Genomic DNA, 19,647 nt, shown 5'->3' with positions numbered 1-19,647 from the left:
TGCGAACAACCCCCGGAGGGCATGGCAGGCTTGGGTCATGGCCGTGCAGATCAACCCCAGCATCCTGTCCGCCGACTTCGCCCGCCTCGCGGACGAGGCCAAGGCGGTCGACGGAGCCGACTGGCTCCACGTCGACGTGATGGACAACCATTTCGTCCCCAACCTCACGCTCGGCGTGCCGGTCGTGGAGTCCCTGGCCCGCGCCACGGACACCCCGCTGGACTGCCACCTGATGATCGAGGCCCCCGACCGGTGGGCGCCCCAGTACGTGGAGGCGGGCGCCGGGTCCGTCACCTTCCATGTCGAGGCCGCCGCCGCCCCGGTGCGCCTCGCCCGCGAGATCCGGGCCAAGGGCGCGCGCGCCTCCATGGCGCTCAAGCCGGCGACGCCGATCGAGCCGTACGAGGACCTGCTGCCCGAACTGGACATGCTGCTGATCATGACGGTTGAACCGGGCTTCGGTGGGCAGGCGTTCCTCGACATCATGCTGCCCAAGATCCGCCGCACCAGGGAGCTGATCGACAAGCACGGTCTTCAGCTGTGGCTCCAGGTCGACGGCGGGGTGTCGGCGTCCACGATCGAGCGGTGCGCGGACGCCGGCGCCGATGTCTTCGTCGCGGGTTCGGCCGTGTACGGCGCGTCCGACCCGGCCGAGGCGGTACGTGCACTGCGCACACAGGCCGAGGCCGCGACCGCCGACGCCTCCTGGGCCTGCGCCCACTGAAGAACGACAAGTGAACGGCGCCCATCAGGGCTGATCACACGCGCAGGATCTGCAAGGATGAACGGCGAATCCAGTGAGTGAACAGCCCAGTATGTGAACAGCAGTGAGGAGAACGCCGTGTCGGGTATGTCGGCGGGCCGGTCAGCCATGCGGATGGGACCCGCTGAGCTGGTGCAGGCGGCGGCCATGGCCCGCCGCTTCTACCTCGAGGGCAAGTCCAAGATCCAGATCGCGGAGGAGTTCGGCGTCAGCCGCTTCAAGGTGGCACGGGTCCTGGAGACCGCTCTCGAACGGGATCTCGTACGGATCGAGATCCGGGTGCCGGCCGAGCTGGACGCCGAGCGCTCGGACGCGCTGCGTGCCCGCTACGGCCTCAGGCACGCGGTCGTCGTGGAGTCGCCGGCGGACGCCGAGGAGACCCCCGACCCCGAGAACCTGGGAGAGGTGGCCGCCGACCTGCTCGGCGAGCTGGTCAACGAAGGGGACGTGCTGGGCCTGGCCTGGGGCCGGTCCACCATCCACATGGCGGCGGCGCTGGACCGGCTGCCGCCCTGCACGGTGGTGCAGCTGACGGGTGTGTACGACGCCGGGACCGCCGAGCGCGGCTCCGTGGAGGCGGTGCGCCGCGCCGCCCAGGTGTCGGGCGGCGACGCCCACCCGATCTACGCGCCGATGCTGCTGCCGGACGCGGCCACCGCGGGAGCGCTCCGACACCAGACGGGCATCGCAAGGGCCTTCGAGTACTTCGACAAGGTCACGGTCGCCTGTGTCTCCATCGGCTCCTGGGAGCCGGGCATCTCGACGGTGCACGACATGCTCAGCGACGAGGAGCGGGCGCACTACGCCTCGCTCGGCGTCGCCGCCGAGATGTCCGCGCACCTCTTCGACGCCGAGGGGCGGCGGGTCGGCCGGGACCTGGGGGAGCGGTGCATCACGGTCAAGGCCGACCAGCTCCGCCGTATCCCCGAGGTCGTCGCGATCGCGGGCGGGCAGCGCAAGGCGGCGGCCATCGACGCCGTGCTGCGCTCCGGGCTCGTCACCAGCCTGGTGACGGACACGTCCGCCGCGGACCACCTGATGGCCGCCGGTCCCGCGCCGCGCCTGGCGCTCGACCGCGCCGACCCGGACGGCCCCTGACCGCGGGGCGCCCGGCCTCGGACGGCCCCCGACCGCGGGTCGCCCGCGCACGGCCGTGGCAGCGCCGGAGGCGTGTTGCCGCGGCACGGCCTGCGGGGCCTCGCCGGGGAGACGCCCTCCACCCAGGAACCCCTACCGAACGTTCAGGCGGTGCTGAGAGATGACGACGGATGACCCGGCGGGCCGGATCGTGGTCACGGTGGATCTGGACGGGGCCATCGACAAGGCGGGGCTGATGGACCGCTGCGCCCGTGACCTGGGGCTGCCGGAGTGGTTCGGCCGCAACTGGGACGCCCTCGCCGACTGCCTGTCCGACCCCTCCCTGTGGCCCGAGGGCTCCGAGGACCGGGGACTGCTGGTGGTCGTGCGCGGCTGGGGGGCCTACGCGCGGGCCCGGCCCGACGAGTGGCGGGTCGCCGAGGAGGTGTTCGCCGAGGCGACCGACCGGGGCCCCGGACTGTTCGTCACGCTCGGGCCTGGATGATCCTCCAAGAGCCCCTCTGACCAGCCTGGACGATCTGCCGGGGCATGATGCGTCCCCGGTCATGGGAGAATGAAGTACGTGCTCTTTCCCCCTGGCTGACCTGTCCGGGGGCCACCTCTGATCGACTGGGATGTGCAGCACGTGCGTTTCCTCAACGACATCCAGCCCTCGTACGACCTGACGTACGACGACGTCTTCATGGTCCCCAGCCGCTCCGCCGTCGGCTCGCGGCAGGGCGTGGACCTCAGCTCCCCGGACGGCACGGGCACCACCATCCCGCTCGTCGTGGCCAACATGACCGCCATCGCCGGCCGCCGGATGGCCGAGACCGTGGCCCGCCGCGGCGGCCTGGTGGTCATCCCGCAGGACATCCCGATCGAGGTCGTCACCGAGGTGGTCTCCTGGGTCAAGGGCCGCCACCACGTGCTGGACACCCCCATCATGCTCGCCCCGCACCAGACCGTCGCCGACGCGCTGTCCCTGCTGCCCAAGCGGGCGCACAACGCCGGTGTCGTCGTGGACGAGGACCACAAGCCGATCGGCGTCGTCACCGACACCGACCTGACCGGCGTGGACCGCTTCACCCAGCTCGAAGAGGTCATGTCCAAGGACCTGCTGCTGATCGACGCCGACCTGGACCCGCGCGAGGCGTTCCACACCCTCGACCACGCCAACCGCCGCTACGCCCCCGCCGTCGACCGGGACGGCAGGCTGGCCGGCATCCTCACCCGCAAGGGCGCCCTGCGCGCCACGCTGTACACCCCGGCCCTCGACGCCCGGGGCCGGCTGCGCATCGCCGCCGCCGTCGGCATCAACGGCGACGTGGCGGGCAAGGCCAAGCAACTGCTGGACGCGGGCGTGGACACCCTCGTCATCGACACCGCGCACGGCCACCAGGAATCGATGATCAGCGCCCTGAAGACGGTGCGCGCCCTCGACCCGCAGGTCCCGATCGTCGCCGGCAACGTCGTCGCCGCCGCGGGCGTGCGCGACCTGATCGAGGCCGGCGCGGACATCGTCAAGGTCGGCGTCGGCCCCGGTGCCATGTGCACCACCCGGATGATGACCGGCGTCGGCCGGCCGCAGTTCTCCGCAGTCCTGGAGTGCGCCGCCGAGGCGAAGAAGTACGGCAAGCACGTGTGGGCCGACGGCGGCGTCCGGCACCCGCGCGACGTGGCGATGGCGCTCGCGGCGGGCGCCTCCAACGTGATGATCGGCTCCTGGTTCGCCGGCACCTACGAGTCCCCGGGCGACCTCCAGCACGACGCCAACGGCCGTGCCTACAAGGAGTCGTTCGGCATGGCCTCCGCGCGTGCCGTGCGCAACCGCACCTCGGAGGAGTCGGCGTACGACCGCGCCCGCAAGGCGCTGTTCGAGGAGGGCATCTCCACCTCGCGGATGTTCCTCGACCCCGCCCGCCCCGGCGTCGAGGACCTGATCGACTCGATCATCGCGGGCGTCCGCTCCTCCTGCACCTACGCCGGCGCCGGCTCCCTGGAGGAGTTCGCCGAGAAGGCCGTGGTCGGCGTCCAGAGCGCCGCCGGCTACGCCGAGGGCAAGCCGCTGCACGCCAGCTGGAGCTGAGCCACCCCGCCCGGCGCCCCGCCCCGGCACCCCGTACGGCCCCCGCCTCCTCTCGACCGGGAGGGCGGGGGCCGTCGGCGTTCCCGGGCCCGCGGCGGCCCGGACGACCCCGGATGCAACGGTCCGAGCACCCTCGCGCAACGAACGGACGTCCGGCCCCGGCCAACGCAACGATCTTGCGGCGGTGCGCAAGGTTGCTGCATTACACGGGCAACCGCCTGCTTCTAGAGTTCTGCGCTGTACGTGGCGCGGCGGAGACCCCGCTCGGTGGGTCCTCGCTTGCGCGGGGTTCCTCCAGGTCTCCGTCGCCCGACACCGGCAGCGACGAAGGAGTCCACGCGTGCTCGACCAAGGCGCACCCTCGAAGCAGGGCGCACCCGCCGCCTCACCGTCCCCGGGTCCCGCCGCCCGCCTGATGCGCCGCAAACCGGTGGAACGCCTGGTCGCGGAGGGCGGCCAGGGGGAGGGCGGCTCCCTGCGCCGGTCCCTCGGCCTGTGGCAGCTGACCATGATCAGCATCGGTGCCACCCTCGGCACCGGCATCTTCGTGGTCCTCGGCGACGCCGTTCCGGAGGCCGGTCCCGCGGTCACCGTCTCCTTCGTGATCGCCGGCCTGACCGCGCTGTTCTCGGCCCTGTCCTACGCCGAGCTGGCGGGCAGCATCCCGGTCGCGGGCTCCTCGTACTCGTATGCGTACGCAACGATGGGCGAGCTGGTCGCCTGGGTCTGCGGCTGGTGCCTGGTGCTGGAGTACGGCGTGTCGGTGGCCGCCGTCGCCGTCGGCTGGGGCGAGTACCTCAACGAGCTGCTCGACGGGACCATCGGGGTGACCATCCCGTCCGTGCTGTCCTCCGCCCCCGGCGAGGGCGGTGTCATCAACCTGCCCGCCCTGCTCGTCGTCCTGCTGGCGATGGTGTTCCTGCTCGGCGGCGTCCGGGAGTCGGCCCGCGCCAACACCGTCATGGTCGCCGTGAAGATAGCCGCGCTGGTGCTGTTCTGCGCCGTCGGCTTCATGGGCTTCAAGTCCGGCAACTACGCCGACTTCATGCCGCTCGGCATGGCGGGCGTGAGCGCCGCCGGGGCCACGCTCTTCTTCTCCTACATCGGCTTCGACGCCGCCTCCACCGCCGGTGAGGAGGCCAAGGACCCCAAGCGGGACCTGCCCCGGGCGATCATGCTCTCGCTGATCATCGTCACCGCGCTGTACGTGCTCGTCGCGGGCGTCGCCGTCGGCGCCTGGCACTGGACGAAGTTCGAGGGCTCCAACGCCTCCCTCGCCGCGATCATGAACGACGTCAGCGGCCAGTCCTTCTGGGGCACGCTGCTCGCCCTCGGCGCGGTCATCTCCATCGCGAGCGTCGTCCTCACCGTGCTCTACGGCCAGACCCGCATCCTCTTCGCGATGTCCCGCGACGGCCTGGTGCCCAAGGCGCTCGGCAAGATCAACCCGAAGACGGGCGCGCCCCGCCTCAACACGGTGATCGTGTCCCTCTTCTGCGGAGTCCTCGCCGCCCTCATCCCGCTGGGCAAGCTCGTCGACGCCACCAGCATCGGCACGCTGTTCGCCTTCGCCCTGGTCAACGTCGCGGTGATCGTGCTCCGCCAGAAGCGGCCGGAGCTGGAGCGCACCTTCAAGGTGCCGTTCGGGCCGCTGCTGCCGGTGCTGGGCTTCCTGTTCTGCGCCTACAACATGCTCAGCCTCGACACCGTCACCTGGGTCGTCTTCGGATTCTGGATGGCCGCCGGTCTCGTGTTCTACTTCCTCTACGGCTATCGCCGTTCGCGCCTCGCCACCGCGGGCGCACCGGACGCATCAGAAGTGAAGTGAACCACCCCCAGTGCTGAACGATCTCGACGAACGCATCGTGCACGCCCTCGCCGAGGACGCCCGCCGCTCCTACGCGGACATCGGGCAGCTGGTCGGCCTCTCCGCGCCCGCCGTCAAGCGGCGCGTGGACCGGCTGCGCGCCACCGGCGCCATCACCGGTTTCACCGTTCGGGTCGACCCGGCCGCGCTCGGCTGGGAGACCGAGGGGTTCGTCGAGATCTTCTGCCGCCGCAACACCTCGCCGGAGACCATCCAGCGGGGCCTGGAGCGCTACCAGGAGGTCGTGGCCGCGTCCACCGTCACGGGGGACGCGGACGCGGTCGCCCAGGTCTTCGCCTCCGACATGCGGCACTTCGAACGGGTCCTGGAGCGGATCGCCGGGGAGCCGTTCGTGGAGCGGACCAAGTCCGTGCTCGTGCTGTCGCCGCTGCTGCGGCGATTTTCGTCGGGATCGCCCACCTGATCCCCAGCGGGCCCCGCGGCCCGTAACATCGGTGGCATGACCTGGCGACATTGATCCACCCGCCGTGCCTCCCGAGGACCGCCTCGGACACCGCCCCTGACGGTGTCCGATCCGCTTCCTCGGGAAGGCCTCATGACTCTCTCACCCGAGCGTGCCCGCACCGCCGCCGACGCCCGGCGGCTGACGCGCACGCTCTACGCCTCCGCGTTCTGCGACGAGTTCGTCCTGCTCTACCCGGTGTACGCGCTGCTCTTCAGCGACGCCGGGCTGTCCGTCTGGCAGATCTCCTCCCTGTTCGCGCTGTGGTCACTGACCGGCGTGCTGCTGGAGGTGCCCTCCGGTGCCTGGGCCGACGCGGTCTCCCGCCGGCTGCTGCTGATCCTCGGTCCGCTGCTCACCGCCGCCGGCTTCGCCCTGTGGGTGCTGGTGCCGTCCTACGGCGCCTTCGCCCTCGGCTTCGTGCTGTGGGGCGCGGGCGGCGCGCTCGGCTCCGGCGCGCTGGAGGCACTGGTCTACGACGAGCTGGACCGGCTCGGCGAGGCACGCCGCTACGCGCGCGTCATGGGCCGGGCCCGCGCCGTCGGCATCGCCGCCACGATGACCGCGATGGGCCTGGCGGGCCCGGTGTTCGACCGGGGCGGCTACGGTGCCGTGGGCGCGGCGAGCGTGCTGGTCTGCCTGCTGGGAGCGGTGGTGGCGACCCGCTTCCCGGAGCACCGGGTGCCCGCCCCCGGCGGCGAGCGCTGGACGGCGACCCTGCGCACCGGGCTCGCCGAGGCCCGCGCCGACCGCTCGGTGCTCGGTGCCCTGCTGCTGGTGCCGGCCGTGACCGCCGTGTGGGGAGCGCTCGACGAGTACACCCCGCTGCTGGTGCACGACACCGGTGTGGCGCACGAGACCGTCCCCTGGCTGCTGCTGGTGATCTGGGCCGGCGCCACGGCCGGCGGCCTGCTGGCCGGCGTCGCCGAGCGGCTCACCACCGGCGGGTTCGCCGCCCTGCTCACCGGCTCCGCGCTCGCCCTGGCGGTCGGTGCCGTGGCGGGCACCCCGGCCGCCGTGGTGCTCGTGGCGGTGGCCTTCGGCGGGTTCCAGCTGGCCACCGTCCTGGCCGACGCCCGCCTCCAGGAGCGGATCGAGGACACCGGACGGGCGACGCTGACCTCCCTCGCGGGCCTGGGCACCGAACTGGGCACGCTCGCCACCTACGGCCTCTACGCGGCGACGGCCACGGCGACCGGGCACGGCACCGCGTTCGCCTGGTCCGCGGTGCCGTACCTGCTGACGGCGCTGGCGCTGGCGGCGGCGGCCCGGACTGCAGCCGCGGCTGCCAGGGCACGACCGTGAAGTCGCCGGTCCCCTTCCTGACCGTCTCGGACGGCGCCGAGCTCACGCATCGGGGCAGGTCCCCGCCCTCCGCGGGGCTGCCCGTGGCGGCCCGGCCGTAACCCAGCCGGTCGTGCCGGCCGACGTCGTGCACCGTGACGCCGACCCGCCGGCCCTCGGCACCGGGGCCGCCTCCGCCGCGCGGCGGGGGAGAGGGCACCCGGTCCGCGTCCCGGGGAGGAGCCGGGGCGCACCGCGGGCGCAACGAATCGCCGCGGGCGCCCGGCCGAACGCAATGATCCGCTCACGGGCGCGCAACGGCTTCTCCTTGTCCGGCCCGGACCACCGACCGTACGGTCTATCTGGCCCCAGAACCCCCCGCCCACCGGTGAGGAACACGCATGCGCACCGCCCTGCTCCAGAGCTCCGGCCGCCCCGGCTCCACCGCCGAGAACCTCAAGGTCCTCGACGAGGCCGCGGGCCGGGCCGCCGCCGCGGGCGCCGGGCTGCTGGTGACGTCGGAGATGTTCCTGACCGGTTACGCGATCGGCGACGACATCGCCCGGCTGGCCGAGCCCGCCGACGGCGACGCGGCCGACGCGGTCGCCGAGACGGCCGCCCGGCACGGTCTCGCCGTGGCCTACGGTTACCCCGAGCGGGACGGCCAGGCGGTGTACAACGCGCTCCAGCTGATCTCCGCCGACGGCACCCGGCAGGCCAACTACCGCAAGACCCACCTCTTCGGCTGCTTCGAGCAGGAGCACTTCACGCCCGGCGAGCAGCCGGTGGTCCAGGCCGAGCTGGGCGGCCTCACCGTCGGCCTGATGATCTGCTACGACGTGGAGTTCCCGGAGAACGTCCGCGCCCACGCCCTCGCCGGCACCGACCTGCTGCTCGTGCCGACCGCGCAGATGCACCCGTTCCAGTTCGTCGCCGAGCACATGGTCCCCGTGCGGGCCTTCGAGAACCAGATGTACGTCGCGTACGTCAACCGGGTCGGCCAGGAGGGCGAGTTCGAGTTCGTCGGGCTCTCCACGCTCGCCGGCCCCGACGGAGTGGCCCGCACCCGGGGCGGCCGGGCGGAGGAACTCCTCCTCGCCGACGCCGACCCGGCGTTCCTCGCCGCCTCCCGGGAGGCGAACCCGTATCTGAAGGACCGCCGCCCGGGCCTCTACGGGTCCCTGCTCTGAGCCGCGCCCGGAGCTCTGAGCCGCGCCACGAACCCCACCCCCGCTTCACCCGTGCAAGGAGTCCGCACCCCATGACGTCCACCGTGCCCAACGCCGTCGAGCACGCCGACGAGCAGCTGCCGCCGATCACGATGTTCGGCCCGGACTTCCCGTACGCGTACGACGACTTCCTCGCCCACCCGGCCGGCCTCGGGCAGATACCCGCGACCGAGCACGGCACCGAGGTCGCCGTCATCGGCGGCGGTCTGTCCGGCATCGTGGCCGCGTACGAGCTGATGAAGATGGGCCTGAAGCCGGTCGTGTACGAGGCCGACCGGATCGGTGGCCGGCTGCGCACCGTCGGCTTCGACGGCGCCGGCGACCGCACGGACGGGCTGACCGCCGAGATGGGCGCGATGCGCTTCCCGCCGTCCTCCACCGCGCTCCAGCACTACATCGACCTGGTCGACCTGAAGACCAAGCCCTTCCCCAACCCGCTGGCCGAGGCCACCCCCTCGACGGTGGTCGACCTCAAGGGCGAGTCGCACTACGCCGAGACCATCGACGACCTGCCCCAGGTGTACCGGGACGTCGCCGAGGCGTGGAACCGGTGCCTGGAGGAGGGCGCCGACTTCTCCGACATGAACCGCGCCCTGCGCGAGCGCGACGTCCCGCGCATCCGCGAGATCTGGGCGAAGCTGGTCGAGAAGCTCGACAACCAGACCTTCTACGGCTTCCTCTGCGACTCCGAGGCCTTCAAGTCCTTCCGGCACCGCGAGATCTTCGGCCAGGTCGGCTTCGGCACGGGCGGCTGGGACACCGACTTCCCCAACTCCATCCTGGAGATCCTGCGCGTCGTCTACACCGAGGCCGACGACCACCACCGCGGCATCGTCGGCGGCTCACAGCAGTTGCCGCTGCGGCTCTGGGAGCGCGAGCCCGAGAAGATCGTCCACTGGCCGCACGGCACCTCGCTGAAGTCCCTGCACGTGGACGGCGAGCCGCGCCCCGCCGTGACCCGGCTGCACCGCACCGCCGGCAACCACATCACGGTGACCGACGCGAACGGCGACATCCGCACCTACCGGGCGGCGATCTTCACCGCCCAGTCCTGGATGCTGCTCTCCAAGATCGCCTGCGACGACTCGCTCTTCCCGATCGACCACTGGACCGCCATCGAGCGCACGCACTACATGGAGTCCTCGAAGCTCTTCGTGCCCGTCGACCGGCCCTTCTGGCTCGACAAGGACGAGGAGACCGGCCGGGACGTCATGTCGATGACGCTCACCGACCGCATGACCCGCGGCACCTACCTGCTGGACGACGGCCCCGACAAGCCGGCCGTGATCTGCCTGTCGTACACCTGGTGCGACGACAGCCTGAAGTGGTTGCCGCTGTCCGCGAACGAGCGGATGGAGGTCATGCTGAAGTCGCTCGGCGAGATCTACCCGAAGGTCGACATCAGGAAGCACATCATCGGCAACCCGGTGACCGTCTCCTGGGAGAACGAGCCCTACTTCATGGGCGCGTTCAAGGCCAACCTGCCCGGCCACTACCGCTACCAGCGGCGCCTGTTCACCCACTTCATGCAGGACCGGCTGCCCGAGGACAAGCGGGGCATCTTCCTCGCCGGCGACGACATCTCCTGGACGGCCGGCTGGGCCGAGGGAGCCGTCCAGACCGCGCTGAACGCGGTCTGGGGCGTGATGCACCACTTCGGCGGGACGACCGACCCGGCCAACCCCGGCCCCGGCGACGTCTACGACGAGATCGCGCCGGTCGAACTCCCCGAGGACTGAACCGGTCTCAGATCCCGGCCGCCCGCGCCTTCTCGTAGACCTCGGCGGCGAGGTCCTTGAGCTCCTCGGCGTCCCGGACGTCGCTCTGGAGGTCGAGCAGGATCTCGTCGAGGCCGATCTCGGCGTGGGCGGCCAGGTCCGTGACGATCTGGTCGACGCTGCCCTGGAACGGGCGGCGCCCGGCACCGTCGTACGCCGCCTTCCGGTACTGGGTGTTGACCCGCAGCACCGTCCGGATCGGCGCCGTCCGCCCGCGCTCGGCGGCCAGGTCGCGCAGCCGCCGCCACTCCTCGGCCACCGCCTCGGCCCCCATGCCCACCGGCAGCCAGCCGTCGGCGTGGTCGACCAGCCGGCGCCGGGCCCGCGCGCTGCCCGCGGCCAGCAGGATGGGGATGGGCCGGGCGGGCTTGGGCCCGACGACGGCGGGCGCGATCCTCGCCAGGTGCCCCTCGTACGCCACCGGGTCCGGGCCCCACACCGCACGGCACACCTCGATCAGCTCGTCCAGCGCCTGCCCGCGCTCCTCGAACGGGCGCGCCGACGCCGCCGCGTACTCGTGGCGCGACCAGCCCGTGCCGAAGCCCGCGACCACCCGGCCGCCGCTCGCCGCGTCCAGCGTCGCCAGCGCCTTGGCGAGCTGGAACGGCCCGTGCAGCGGGGCGACGAGCACGCTGGTGCCCAGCCGGGCCCGCTCGGTGACGGCCGCCGCCAGGGTCAGCGTGACCAGCGGCTCGGCCACGGCCCGGTAGGAGTCGGGCCAGGGCAGGCCCTCGACGCCGTACAGCCCCTCGGTCGCGGGCTCCGGGAACAGGGCACGCTCGAACACCCACAGGCTGTCGTATCCGGTGCGCTCGGCGGCGCCGGCGACGTCGGGGACGTCCCTGCCGAGGTCGTACTGACGCATCTGGGGGAGGCCGAGTCCGAGCCGGATCGCCATGCCTGTGCTCCTTCGCCGTCGAAGTACCCGAATCGCCAACGTAACCGGAACACCGGGCGCGGCAGGGCGCGGCCGACCGCGGATGGCCGGATCAGTGCGGCAACGGCGTGAGAAGCATGCGGCCCGCGAAGCCGACGGCCGCGTCCAGCCGCTCGGTGAACTCCCCGGCCACCTCCGGCGTCCGGCGCAGCGCCCACAGCGCGCGGGCCGCCGCCCAGGTGGCGTCCCGGGCGCGCTCCAGGCTCCAGGAGCCCAGAAGGTGCGTGAGCGGGTCGGCGATCTGGAGCAGATCGGGGCCCGGCATCAGATCCTCGCGGATCCGCTCCTCCAGCGACACGAGGAGATCGCCCACCCGGTCGAACTCGTCCTCCAGGTCGGCGGGTTCGCAGCCGAGCGTACGACAGGTGTCCACGACGGCGAGCGCCAGATCGTGGCCGATGTGCGCGTTGATGCCCGCGAGGGCGAACTGCAACGGGCGTACACCGGGGTGGCGGCGGAACTGGAACAGCGGCCGCCAGCAGGCCGGTGGCCGGCGGTCGGCGGCCACCGCGTCGACGGCGGCCAGATACCGCTCGGCGAACCGCACGTCCAGCGCGATCGCGGCCCGCGCGTCCGCGAACCGTCCGGTGCCGATGTGCCGGGCCACCGCCTCGGTGACGGTCAGGTAGACGCGGTTGAACACCGCGATCCCGTCCCGGGCCGGCAGGCCGGCGTCGAGGGCGCGCATCCGGGACAGGACGGCGTCCACCGTGCCCGGGTCCGTGGTGAGTTGCTCGCAGTGCGCCATGGCGGCAGGGTCGCAGCTTTAGGCTGGCGGGAGTGCCGGCGGGCCCGGTGCTTCCCCGGAACGGGGTAACGCGCCCGCCGCGTGGGGGAGGGGGAACGTACGTGTCAGGCCTTCGTGCCCGGCGCCTGGCCGACCGCAGGGCCGAGCGCAGACGCGCCGCCCGCCGGGGCGCCATGGCCGTGGTGGCGTCCGTCGTGGTCGCCGTCGGCACCGTCACCGGGATGCTGTCCGCGCTCGACGGCGACGGCCGCACCGACGAGGCCCGCCCGGAGGGGACCCGCTCGCCACGCCTGGCCTCCCCGCCCGAGATCGCGCCGTCGCCGCCCCCACCGACGGCGACCCCGTCCCCTTCGTCGTCCCGGCCCGCCTCGCCGTCGCCCGCGGCGACGCAGGCGAGCCCCCGTCCGGAGCCGAAGCGGACCCGGGCCGCCGAGCGCGCCCCCGTCACCGGGCTGTACCGGCACCCCGAGTCCCAGGTACTCGCCTGGGTCCGCGCCCACCCCGGCGACCCGATGCGGCCCGTCATCGAGTCCCGCATCGCGGCCCACCCGGCCGCCGTGTGGTTCGCCGACTTCACGCCGGCCACCATCACCGCGCGGGTGCGGGCGGTGACCTCCGGCGGCGCCGCCGAAGGCCGGGTGCCCGTCGTCGTGCCGTACACGATCCCCGACCGGGACTGCGGCGGGCACTCCCAGGGCGGAGCGCCCGGCCTCGACGCCTACGACGACTGGATCGACCGGTTCGCCGCCGGACTCGGCTCCGAAGAGGTCGTCGTGATCCTGGAACCCGATTCCGTCTCCCAGGCCGAGTGCCTGCCCGCCGGTGCCCGCGCCGACCGCTTCGCCTCCCTCGCCCGCGCCGGGCGCGTGATGAAGGAGGCCAACCCGCGCGCCCGGGTCTACTACGACGCCGGCCACTCCGGCTGGCACGCGCCCGCCCGGCAGGCGGACTGGCTGCGGCAGGCCGGCGCCGCCTCGGCCGCCTCCTCCGACGGCGTGTTCAGCAACGTCTCCAACTTCCACACCACGGCCGACGAGATCGCCTACGACCGGGCGGTCCTCGCCGCCCTCGGCGGTCCGGAGAGCCTGGGCGCCGTCGTCGACACCAGCCGCAACGGCAACGGCGCCCCTGCCGACGGCGAGTGGTGCGACCCGGCGGGCCGCGCGCTCGGCCGGACACCGACGCTGCGCACGGGCGAGGCCCGCATCGACGCCTACCTGTGGGTGAAGCTGCCCGGGGAGTCGGACGGCTGCCGGGGCAGGCCGGGCACGTTCACGCCGTCGTACGCCTACGACCTGGCCCGCTGAGGCCCGTCGCCCTCCTGGCCGTCCTCGCCCTGCGTGTCGTAGGTGGAGGTGCCCTCGTCCAGCAGCGGCTGCTGCGTCTTGAGGTGGGGCGGGGCGAAGGCCCGCAGGGCGTGGTAGCCGGTGATCACGACGAGCGTGCCCAGCGCGATGCCGCTGAGGGAGAAGTTGTCGGTGATCTCCATGCTGACGTTGCCGACGCCGATGATGATGCCGGCCGCCGCCGGGACCAGGTTGAGCGGGTTGCGCAGGTCGACGCCCGCGTTGAGCCAGATCTGGGCGCCGAGCAGGCCGATCATGCCGTACAGGATGACGGTGATGCCGCCGAGGACGCCGCCGGGGATGGCGGCCACCACGGCGCCGAACTTCGGGCACAGGCCGAACAGCAGCGCGAAGCCGGCGGCGGCCCAGTAGGCGGCCGTGGAGTAGACGCGGGTGGCGGCCATCACGCCGATGTTCTCGGAGTACGTGGTGTTGGGCGGGCCGCCGACCGCGGTGGACAGCATGGAGCCGACGCCGTCCGCGGAGATGGCCGTGCCGAGCTTGTCGTCGAGCGGGTCGCCGGTCATCTCGCCGACCGCCTTGACGTGCCCGGCGTTCTCGGCGACGAGGGCGATCACCACCGGCAGGGCGACCAGGATCGCGGACCACTCGAAGCTGGGCCCGTGGACGGACGGCAGGCCGATCCAGTCGGCCTGGCCGACGGCGGAGAGGTCCAGCCGCCAGTGGTCGGTGACCTTGCCGCTGCCGTCCATCGAGTGGATCCGGCCGAAGATCCGGTCGAAGACCCACGAGATCACGTATCCGAAGACCAGCCCCAGGAAGATCGCGATCCGGGACCAGAAACCGCGCAGGCAGACCACGGCCAGCCCGGTGAACAGCATCACCAGCAGGGCCGTCCACTGGTCCTGCGGCCAGTAGGTCGAGGCGGTCACCGGCGCCAGGTTGAAGCCGATCAGCATGACCACCGCTCCCGTGACGACGGGCGGCATCGCGGCGTGGATGATCCGCGCCCCGAACCGCTGCACGGCGAGGCCGACGAGGAAGAGCGCGACCCCGACCACGAAGACCGCACCGGTCACGGTGGCGCTGGTGCCGCCCTGCGCCCGGATCACCGCGGCGACGCCGACGAAGGAGAGCGAACAGCCGAGGTAGCTCGGCACCCGGCCGCGGGTCGCCAGCAGGAACACGGCGGTCGCCACGCCCGACATCATGATCGCCAGGTTGGGGTCCAGGCCCATGAGCACCGGCGCGACGAACGAGGCACCGAACATGGCGACCACGTGCTGGGCGCCGAGCCCGGCGGTGCGCGGCCAGGACAGCCGTTCGTCGGGGCGGACCACCGCACCGGGTGCGGGCGTCCGCCCGTCGCCGTGCAGTTTCCAGCGGACGCCGAGATCCATGGGGTGTCGCTTTCCTCGTCTGTGCAGATGCCGGGGTCCATTGTCGGGGCTCGCCGGGGATGCTCCGGACACCCGGCCGCCCACCCAAAGCGACCGCTTAGGATGAGGGCCGCGCCGCCGGTCCTTGTAGGCGGCACTCATTGCCGGCGCCCTGCCGTGCCGCACATCGCACTCGTACGTCCCAGGAGCACCACCCATGACCGCCGAAGCCCCGGCCGCCCCCGCCATCGCCCACGGCCGGCTCGTCCCCGTCACCGTCCACTTCGACGACCTGGACGCGCTCGGCCTGCTGCACAACGCCCGCTACCCGCTGATGGTCGAGCGGGCCTGGGCCGAGCTGTGGCAGGAGCACGGCTTCCGGTTCGAGGGCGACTGGGCCGCGGCCGGCGACGCCTGCAACGCGGTGAAGGAACTGCGGATCACCTACGAGGCGCCGGTCACCGCCCCCGGTACGTACGCCGTCCACCTGTGGCTGGAGCGGCTCGGCAGGACCGGGCTGACGTACGGCTTCCGCTTCTGCTCGGCGGACGGCACCCTCACCTACGCCCACGGCAGCCGGGTGCTGGTCCGGCTGGACGCTGCCACGCTGCGCCCGGCGCCGTGGAGCGAGGCCTTCAGGGCCGCGGGTCGGGAACTGCTGCGCCCGGAGAGGTGACCTTCGGGCGATCCCGGTCCCCGGAGCGCAGCACGCCCGCGAACGCGGCCAGCCCGCAGGACAGCAGGGTCACCAGACCGAACGACACCACGAGGCTGGTCAGCTGGGCCAGCCCGCCGATCGCGCTCGGCGCCACCAGCCCCGAGGTGTAGGTGATGGTGGCGACGCCCGCGATGGCCAGGCTGGGGTTGGCGCCGCTGCGCCCGGCCGCGGCGAAGCACAGCGGCACGACCACGGCGATGCCGAGGCCCATCAGTGCGAAGCCGGTCATCGCCACCGCCGGGTTGCCGCCGAACACGATGAGCAGCCCGCCGAGGGTGGCCAGCACACCGCTCACCCGGACCGTGCGCACCGAGCCGTACCGGTCCACCACCTTGTCGCCGGCCAGCCGGGCCAGGGCCATGGTCAGCGTGAAACCGGTGGTGCACGCCGCCGCCAGCCCGGCCGAGGTCCCGAGCTCGTCGCGCAGATAGACCGCCGACCAGTCCAGGCTGGCGCCCTCCGCGAACACCGCGCAGAACCCGACCGCGCCGATCAGCAGCGCCGACCTCGGCGGCAGCGCGAACCTCGGCGGCGGGTCCTCGTCCTCGGCCGGCTGGAGGTCCAGCACCCAGCCGCAGGCGACGACGCCCAGGACGGTCAGCACCGCGGCGGCCAGCGCGTGGTGCAGCCGGGCGTCGGTGCCCAGGTGGGCGGCGAGCGTGCCGCCGGCCGAGCCGAGCAGCGCGCCGGCGCTCCACATGCCGTGCAGTCCCGACATGATCGACTTGCCGAGACGGTTCTCCACCTCGACGCCGAGCGCGTTCATCGCCACGTCGGCCATGCCGGCCGTGGCGCCGTAGACGAACAGCGCCAGGCAGAGGGTGAGCAGGCCGGGGGCGAGGGAGGGCAGGACCAGGGACAGGGTCCACAGCGCCATCAGACCGCGCAGGGCGGTACGGGCACCGAACCGGTGGCTGATGCGCCCGGCCAGCGGCATGGCGACCGAGGCGCCGAGCGCGGGGAAGGCGAGCGCGAGCCCCAGCTGGCCGGCGCTCACCCCGGCATGGTCCTGGATCCACGGCACCCGGGTCGCGAACGAACCGGTGACGGCGCCGTGCGCGGCGAAGACGGCCGCCACGGCGTACCGTGCGCGCCGCACCTCGCGCTGCCCATAGGTCACTGCACTCATTCTCGGGGCCCTCCCAGACCTCGCTCCCGGTCGTCCGGTTGCCCGGCCGCGGGCGTAAACTATCAGGGACCCTGCCTGATAGATAGGGATTAACGGGCGGGGCCGCCGCGGGGGGGGGCAGGCCGTCACGAGGAGCCCCGGCCGTCACGAGGAGCCCCGCGCCCGTCGATCTGGAAGGATCCCGGCATGCCCGCATCCCCGAGCACCGCCCGGGCCATCAACGACCGGCTCGCCCTGCGTCTGCTCCAGCAGGAGGGTCCGCTGACGGCCGCCCAGCTCAAGCGGCTCACCGGCCTGTCCCGGCCGACGGTGGCCGACCTGGTCGAGCGGCTCACCGCCGCCGGACTGATCGCCGTGGTGGGGGAGTCGGGCGAGCAGCGCCGCGGGCCCAACGCCCGGTTGTACGGCATCGTGGCCGACCGGGCCCATCTCGCCGCCCTCGACGTCCGCACCGAGGGCGTCTCCGTCCTCGTCTCCGATCTGGTCGGCCGGGTGCTCGCCGAGGCGTCGGTGCCGATCGGCGGCGATCTGGGTACGGGTGCGGCGCTCGAGCAGGCGGTGACGCTGGTCGAGCGGGTCGCCGGGGAGGCGGGGGCCGACCGGCTGCACACCGTCGGCATCGGCGCGCCCGGCCTCATCGACCCGGTCAGCGGTGAGCTGCGCGACACCACCGGGCTGCCGGCCTGGCACCGGCGCCTGGCGGCGGCACTGGAGAAGCGGTTCCCGGGGGCGCGGGTCAGCGTGGAGAACGAGACCAACCTCGCCGCCCTCGCCGAACAGCGGGACGGTGCCGCCCGGGACCGCGACACGTTCGTGCTGCTCTGGCTGGGCCTGGGCGTCGGCGCCGCCGTCGTGCTCGACGGCACCCTGCGGCGCGGGGCGTCCGGCGGTGCGGGCGAGGTCGGCTTCCTGCCGGTGCCGGGCACGTCGGGGCCGCCGTCGGCCACCGACTGCGACGGCGGCTTCCACTCCCTCGCCGGTGCCGCGGCGGTCGCGGCGCTCGCGGCGGAGCACGGACTGACGGCACCTCCCGCCGCCGGCCTGCCGCACGCCGCCGGGCTGGTCCGGGAGGCGGTGCGGGTCCTCGACGCCGATCCGGCCGCCGAGCGCTTCGTCGCCGCCCTCGCTGACCGGGTCGCCCTGGGGACCGCGGCCGTCGTCTCGGTGCTGGACCCCGGCTGCGTGGTGCTGGCCGGCGAGGTCGGCCTCGCGGGCGGCGACGCGCTCGCGGGCCGCGTGGAGGCCTGCCTCGCCCGGATGTCCCCGCTCGCCACCGAGGTGCGGGCCGGCGTCCTGGGCGGCGGCGCCGTCCTGCGCGGAGCACTGCTGACGGCCCGGGACACGGCCCAGGACGAACTCTTCGCCCCGCCGGCGAGATAGGGCGGGGCGAGCGGAACAGGACCGGGGCGGAACAGGCCAGTGCGCGCGGGCCCGGACTGGACGCCCGGGCCAGGATCGGACGCCCGGAGAGGGCCGGATGCCTGGACGGGGCCGGATGCCCGTACAGGGCCGGACGCCCGGACCAGGGCTGGGCTCGCAACCAGGCCGGATAGCGCCGCCCGGCCGTGCACGCGGGCTCACGACCGGCCGTGGCTCGCTGCCGCGGGGTCGGGGTGACCGGCGGCGCAGGTGTGGTGACGGGACGCCGGCTCGTGGCACGACGGCCCGGCGGGGCAGGGCTCGCCGCCGGCGCCTCGTACCGGCCGCGGACGCGGGCTCACGACCGGTCGCGGCTGGCTGCCGCGGGGTCGGGGTGACCGGCCCGCGCCGGCGCCTCGTACCGGCCGCGGACGCGGGCTCACGACCGCGACCGGCCGCGGCTCGCTGCCGCGCGGTCCGGATGACAGTCCCGCGTCGGTGCCTCAGGCCCGTCCCCCCGGCAGGGGACCCGCGCCGGGGGGACGCGCCCCCCGGCAGGGGACCCGCGCCGGCAAGCCACCGCCTCAGCCCCGCCCACCCCCGGGGCGGGACCCGCGCCGCCTCAGCCCCCGCGAGGGGCGGGTGCCGCCGGCTCAGCCACGCCGCTCCTCCCCCGGCCGGTCGCCGGGCCGGCGCGTCAGGTATTCCTCGAAGGTCCCCTTGCCGACCGCCCGCTGCGGCGCGAGGTGGCCGCCGGAGCGGAACGCCCGGTAGGTCTTGCCCGCGAGCGGCACGTTCAGCACCGCCCGCCGGCGCCCCGTCGCCGCCAGATGGGCGCGGGCCAGCGATTCCAGGGTGCGCACCTCGGGGCCGGCCATGTCCGCCACCCGCCCGGCGGGCTCACCGGCCGCCAGCTCGGCGAGCCGGTCCGCGACCTCGGCCACCTCCACCGGCTGGTCCCGCACCCCGGCCGGCAACAGCATGACCGGCGGCTTGGCGAGCACCCGGAACAGCGACGCCAGCAGATCGTGGAACTGCGTCGCCCGCAGCACGGTCCAGCCCAGCCCCGACTCCTCGACGAGCCGCTCGACGGTGTGCTTGGTCCGGTAATAGCCGAACGGCACCCGGTCCACCCCGACGATCGAGATGTAGACCAGGTGCCGCACCCCGGCCCGCCGTGCCGCCGCGATCAGGTTCGTGGCCGCCCGCTCGTCGCCCCGCGGGGAGGTGGCGCAGTGCACCACCGTGTCCACGCCGGCGACCGCCGTGTCCAGCGCGGGCCCGCCCTCCCGGAGGTCGACCGCGTGGGGCGGGGAGTGCCGGCTGAGCACCCGCACTTCGTGCCCGTCCGCCCGCAGCCGTTCGGCGACGAGCCGGCCGAGGGTTCCGGTACCGCCGGTCACCAGGATCGTGCTCATGCTGTTCAGCCCTTCGTCACGGCGGACGCTCCCGGACGGAACGCCCCTCGTCGGCTCGGACGGACCGGCGGGTGCCGAACGTGACATGACCCGCGAGGGAAG

At 73.6% G+C, this 19,647-nt stretch carries 17 protein-coding genes and 1 pseudogene; 12 read left to right on the top strand and 6 right to left on the bottom strand.

Annotated elements, in window-relative coordinates; translation table 11 throughout:
- Positions 1-37: 37 nt before the first annotated feature.
- From rpe to ACZ45Q_RS18355, 7 genes are all read left to right on the top strand, one after another.
- Entirely contained in the window at positions 38-724 is a 687-nt protein-coding gene (gene rpe, locus ACZ45Q_RS18385; protein ID WP_468262014.1) for a ribulose-phosphate 3-epimerase, read from the top strand.
- Between the two features lie 93 nt (positions 725-817).
- Complete coding sequence (locus tag ACZ45Q_RS18380) at positions 818-1,861, top strand: sugar-binding transcriptional regulator (RefSeq protein WP_468262011.1); 1,044 nt, start codon at positions 818-820, stop codon at positions 1,859-1,861.
- A 160-nt stretch (positions 1,862-2,021) separates the two neighbouring features.
- Complete coding sequence (locus ACZ45Q_RS18375; protein ID WP_468262007.1) at positions 2,022-2,345, top strand: barstar family protein; 324 nt, start codon at positions 2,022-2,024, stop codon at positions 2,343-2,345.
- Between the two features lie 141 nt (positions 2,346-2,486).
- On the top strand, positions 2,487-3,929 hold the full coding sequence (locus ACZ45Q_RS18370; protein WP_468262509.1) for a GuaB1 family IMP dehydrogenase-related protein: 1,443 nt from the start codon (positions 2,487-2,489) through the stop codon (positions 3,927-3,929).
- A gap of 340 nt (positions 3,930-4,269) precedes the next feature.
- On the top strand, positions 4,270-5,757 hold the full coding sequence (locus ACZ45Q_RS18365; protein WP_468262005.1) for an amino acid permease: 1,488 nt from the start codon (positions 4,270-4,272) through the stop codon (positions 5,755-5,757).
- 10 nt (positions 5,758-5,767) lie between these two features.
- Entirely contained in the window at positions 5,768-6,220 is a 453-nt protein-coding gene (locus ACZ45Q_RS18360; protein ID WP_468262002.1) for an Lrp/AsnC family transcriptional regulator, read from the top strand.
- A 132-nt stretch (positions 6,221-6,352) separates the two neighbouring features.
- A complete protein-coding gene (locus tag ACZ45Q_RS18355) occupies positions 6,353-7,564 on the top strand; it encodes an MFS transporter (RefSeq protein WP_468261999.1) in 1,212 nt (403 codons plus the stop codon).
- On the opposite strand, the pseudogene ACZ45Q_RS18350 reads toward ACZ45Q_RS18355, so the two are convergent.
- Positions 7,536-7,730, bottom strand: a pseudogene (locus tag ACZ45Q_RS18350) (Repetin); the annotation flags it as partial. The gene ACZ45Q_RS18355 and the pseudogene ACZ45Q_RS18350 sit on opposite strands and share 29 nt — an antisense overlap.
- A 214-nt stretch (positions 7,731-7,944) precedes the next feature.
- Here ACZ45Q_RS18350 and ACZ45Q_RS18345 point away from each other — a divergent pair.
- Together ACZ45Q_RS18345 and ACZ45Q_RS18340 are read left to right on the top strand one after the other, a co-directional pair.
- Positions 7,945-8,733 carry a carbon-nitrogen hydrolase family protein gene (locus ACZ45Q_RS18345; RefSeq protein WP_468261997.1) on the top strand — a complete coding sequence of 263 codons (789 nt, stop codon included), beginning with the start codon at positions 7,945-7,947 and terminating at the stop codon, positions 8,731-8,733.
- A gap of 71 nt (positions 8,734-8,804) precedes the next feature.
- Positions 8,805-10,511, top strand: coding sequence for a flavin monoamine oxidase family protein (locus ACZ45Q_RS18340; RefSeq protein WP_468261994.1), 1,707 nt, complete (start codon positions 8,805-8,807; stop codon positions 10,509-10,511).
- A 7-nt stretch (positions 10,512-10,518) separates the two neighbouring features.
- On the opposite strand, the gene ACZ45Q_RS18335 is transcribed toward ACZ45Q_RS18340, so the two are convergent.
- Together ACZ45Q_RS18335 and ACZ45Q_RS18330 are read right to left on the bottom strand one after the other, a co-directional pair.
- A complete protein-coding gene (locus ACZ45Q_RS18335) occupies positions 10,519-11,448 on the bottom strand; it encodes an LLM class F420-dependent oxidoreductase (protein ID WP_468261992.1) in 930 nt (309 codons plus the stop codon).
- A gap of 91 nt (positions 11,449-11,539) precedes the next feature.
- Complete coding sequence (locus ACZ45Q_RS18330; protein WP_468261989.1) at positions 11,540-12,235, bottom strand: DUF5995 family protein; 696 nt, start codon at positions 12,233-12,235, stop codon at positions 11,540-11,542.
- 173 nt (positions 12,236-12,408) lie between these two features.
- Between ACZ45Q_RS18330 and ACZ45Q_RS18325 the strand changes: the two genes are divergently transcribed.
- Positions 12,409-13,542, top strand: a complete 1,134-nt coding sequence (locus ACZ45Q_RS18325; protein WP_468262507.1) for a glycoside hydrolase family 6 protein — start codon at positions 12,409-12,411, stop codon at positions 13,540-13,542.
- On the opposite strand, the gene ACZ45Q_RS18320 is transcribed toward ACZ45Q_RS18325, so the two are convergent.
- Positions 13,524-14,942 carry a uracil-xanthine permease family protein gene (locus ACZ45Q_RS18320; protein WP_468261986.1) on the bottom strand — a complete coding sequence of 473 codons (1,419 nt, stop codon included), beginning with the start codon at positions 14,940-14,942 and terminating at the stop codon, positions 13,524-13,526. The two genes, ACZ45Q_RS18325 and ACZ45Q_RS18320, sit on opposite strands and share 19 nt — an antisense overlap.
- Positions 14,943-15,138: 196 nt before the next feature.
- On the opposite strand from ACZ45Q_RS18320, the gene ACZ45Q_RS18315 reads away from it, so the two are divergent.
- Positions 15,139-15,597 carry an acyl-CoA thioesterase gene (locus ACZ45Q_RS18315; protein ID WP_468261983.1) on the top strand — a complete coding sequence of 153 codons (459 nt, stop codon included), beginning with the start codon at positions 15,139-15,141 and terminating at the stop codon, positions 15,595-15,597.
- Here ACZ45Q_RS18315 and ACZ45Q_RS18310 read toward each other — a convergent pair.
- The gene (locus ACZ45Q_RS18310) at positions 15,557-16,768 is read right to left on the bottom strand and encodes an MFS transporter (protein WP_468261980.1); all 1,212 of its coding nucleotides are present in this window, start codon (positions 16,766-16,768) and stop codon (positions 15,557-15,559) included. The two genes, ACZ45Q_RS18315 and ACZ45Q_RS18310, sit on opposite strands and share 41 nt — an antisense overlap.
- 186 nt (positions 16,769-16,954) lie before the next feature.
- Between ACZ45Q_RS18310 and ACZ45Q_RS18305 the strand changes: the two genes are divergently transcribed.
- A complete protein-coding gene (locus ACZ45Q_RS18305) occupies positions 16,955-18,148 on the top strand; it encodes an ROK family transcriptional regulator (RefSeq protein ID WP_468261977.1) in 1,194 nt (397 codons plus the stop codon).
- Positions 18,149-18,780: 632 nt separating this feature from the next.
- On the opposite strand, the gene ACZ45Q_RS18300 is transcribed toward ACZ45Q_RS18305, so the two are convergent.
- Positions 18,781-19,545 (bottom strand): SDR family oxidoreductase, encoded by a 765-nt coding sequence (locus tag ACZ45Q_RS18300; protein WP_468261974.1) that lies wholly within the window; start codon positions 19,543-19,545, stop codon positions 18,781-18,783.
- Positions 19,546-19,647: the final 102 nt, after the last annotated feature.

It is taken from the genome of Streptomyces sp. NPDC031049, assembly GCF_055571015.1.
This window is presented reverse-complemented; position numbering and strand designations above follow the sequence as displayed.

Coding starts and splice junctions, on each gene's coding strand:
- rpe (WP_468262014.1), top strand. CDS start 38: ATGGCCGTGCAGATCAACCCCAGCATCCTGTCCGCCGACTTCGCCCGC.
- ACZ45Q_RS18375 (WP_468262007.1), top strand. CDS start 2,022: ATGACGACGGATGACCCGGCGGGCCGGATCGTGGTCACGGTGGATCTG.
- ACZ45Q_RS18355 (WP_468261999.1), top strand. CDS start 6,353: ATGACTCTCTCACCCGAGCGTGCCCGCACCGCCGCCGACGCCCGGCGG.
- ACZ45Q_RS18345 (WP_468261997.1), top strand. CDS start 7,945: ATGCGCACCGCCCTGCTCCAGAGCTCCGGCCGCCCCGGCTCCACCGCC.
- ACZ45Q_RS18340 (WP_468261994.1), top strand. CDS start 8,805: ATGACGTCCACCGTGCCCAACGCCGTCGAGCACGCCGACGAGCAGCTG.
- ACZ45Q_RS18335 (WP_468261992.1), bottom strand. CDS start 11,448: ATGGCGATCCGGCTCGGACTCGGCCTCCCCCAGATGCGTCAGTACGAC.
- ACZ45Q_RS18330 (WP_468261989.1), bottom strand. CDS start 12,235: ATGGCGCACTGCGAGCAACTCACCACGGACCCGGGCACGGTGGACGCC.
- ACZ45Q_RS18325 (WP_468262507.1), top strand. CDS start 12,409: ATGGCCGTGGTGGCGTCCGTCGTGGTCGCCGTCGGCACCGTCACCGGG.
- ACZ45Q_RS18320 (WP_468261986.1), bottom strand. CDS start 14,942: ATGGATCTCGGCGTCCGCTGGAAACTGCACGGCGACGGGCGGACGCCC.
- ACZ45Q_RS18315 (WP_468261983.1), top strand. CDS start 15,139: ATGACCGCCGAAGCCCCGGCCGCCCCCGCCATCGCCCACGGCCGGCTC.
- ACZ45Q_RS18310 (WP_468261980.1), bottom strand. CDS start 16,768: ATGAGTGCAGTGACCTATGGGCAGCGCGAGGTGCGGCGCGCACGGTAC.
- ACZ45Q_RS18305 (WP_468261977.1), top strand. CDS start 16,955: ATGCCCGCATCCCCGAGCACCGCCCGGGCCATCAACGACCGGCTCGCC.
- ACZ45Q_RS18300 (WP_468261974.1), bottom strand. CDS start 19,545: ATGAGCACGATCCTGGTGACCGGCGGTACCGGAACCCTCGGCCGGCTC.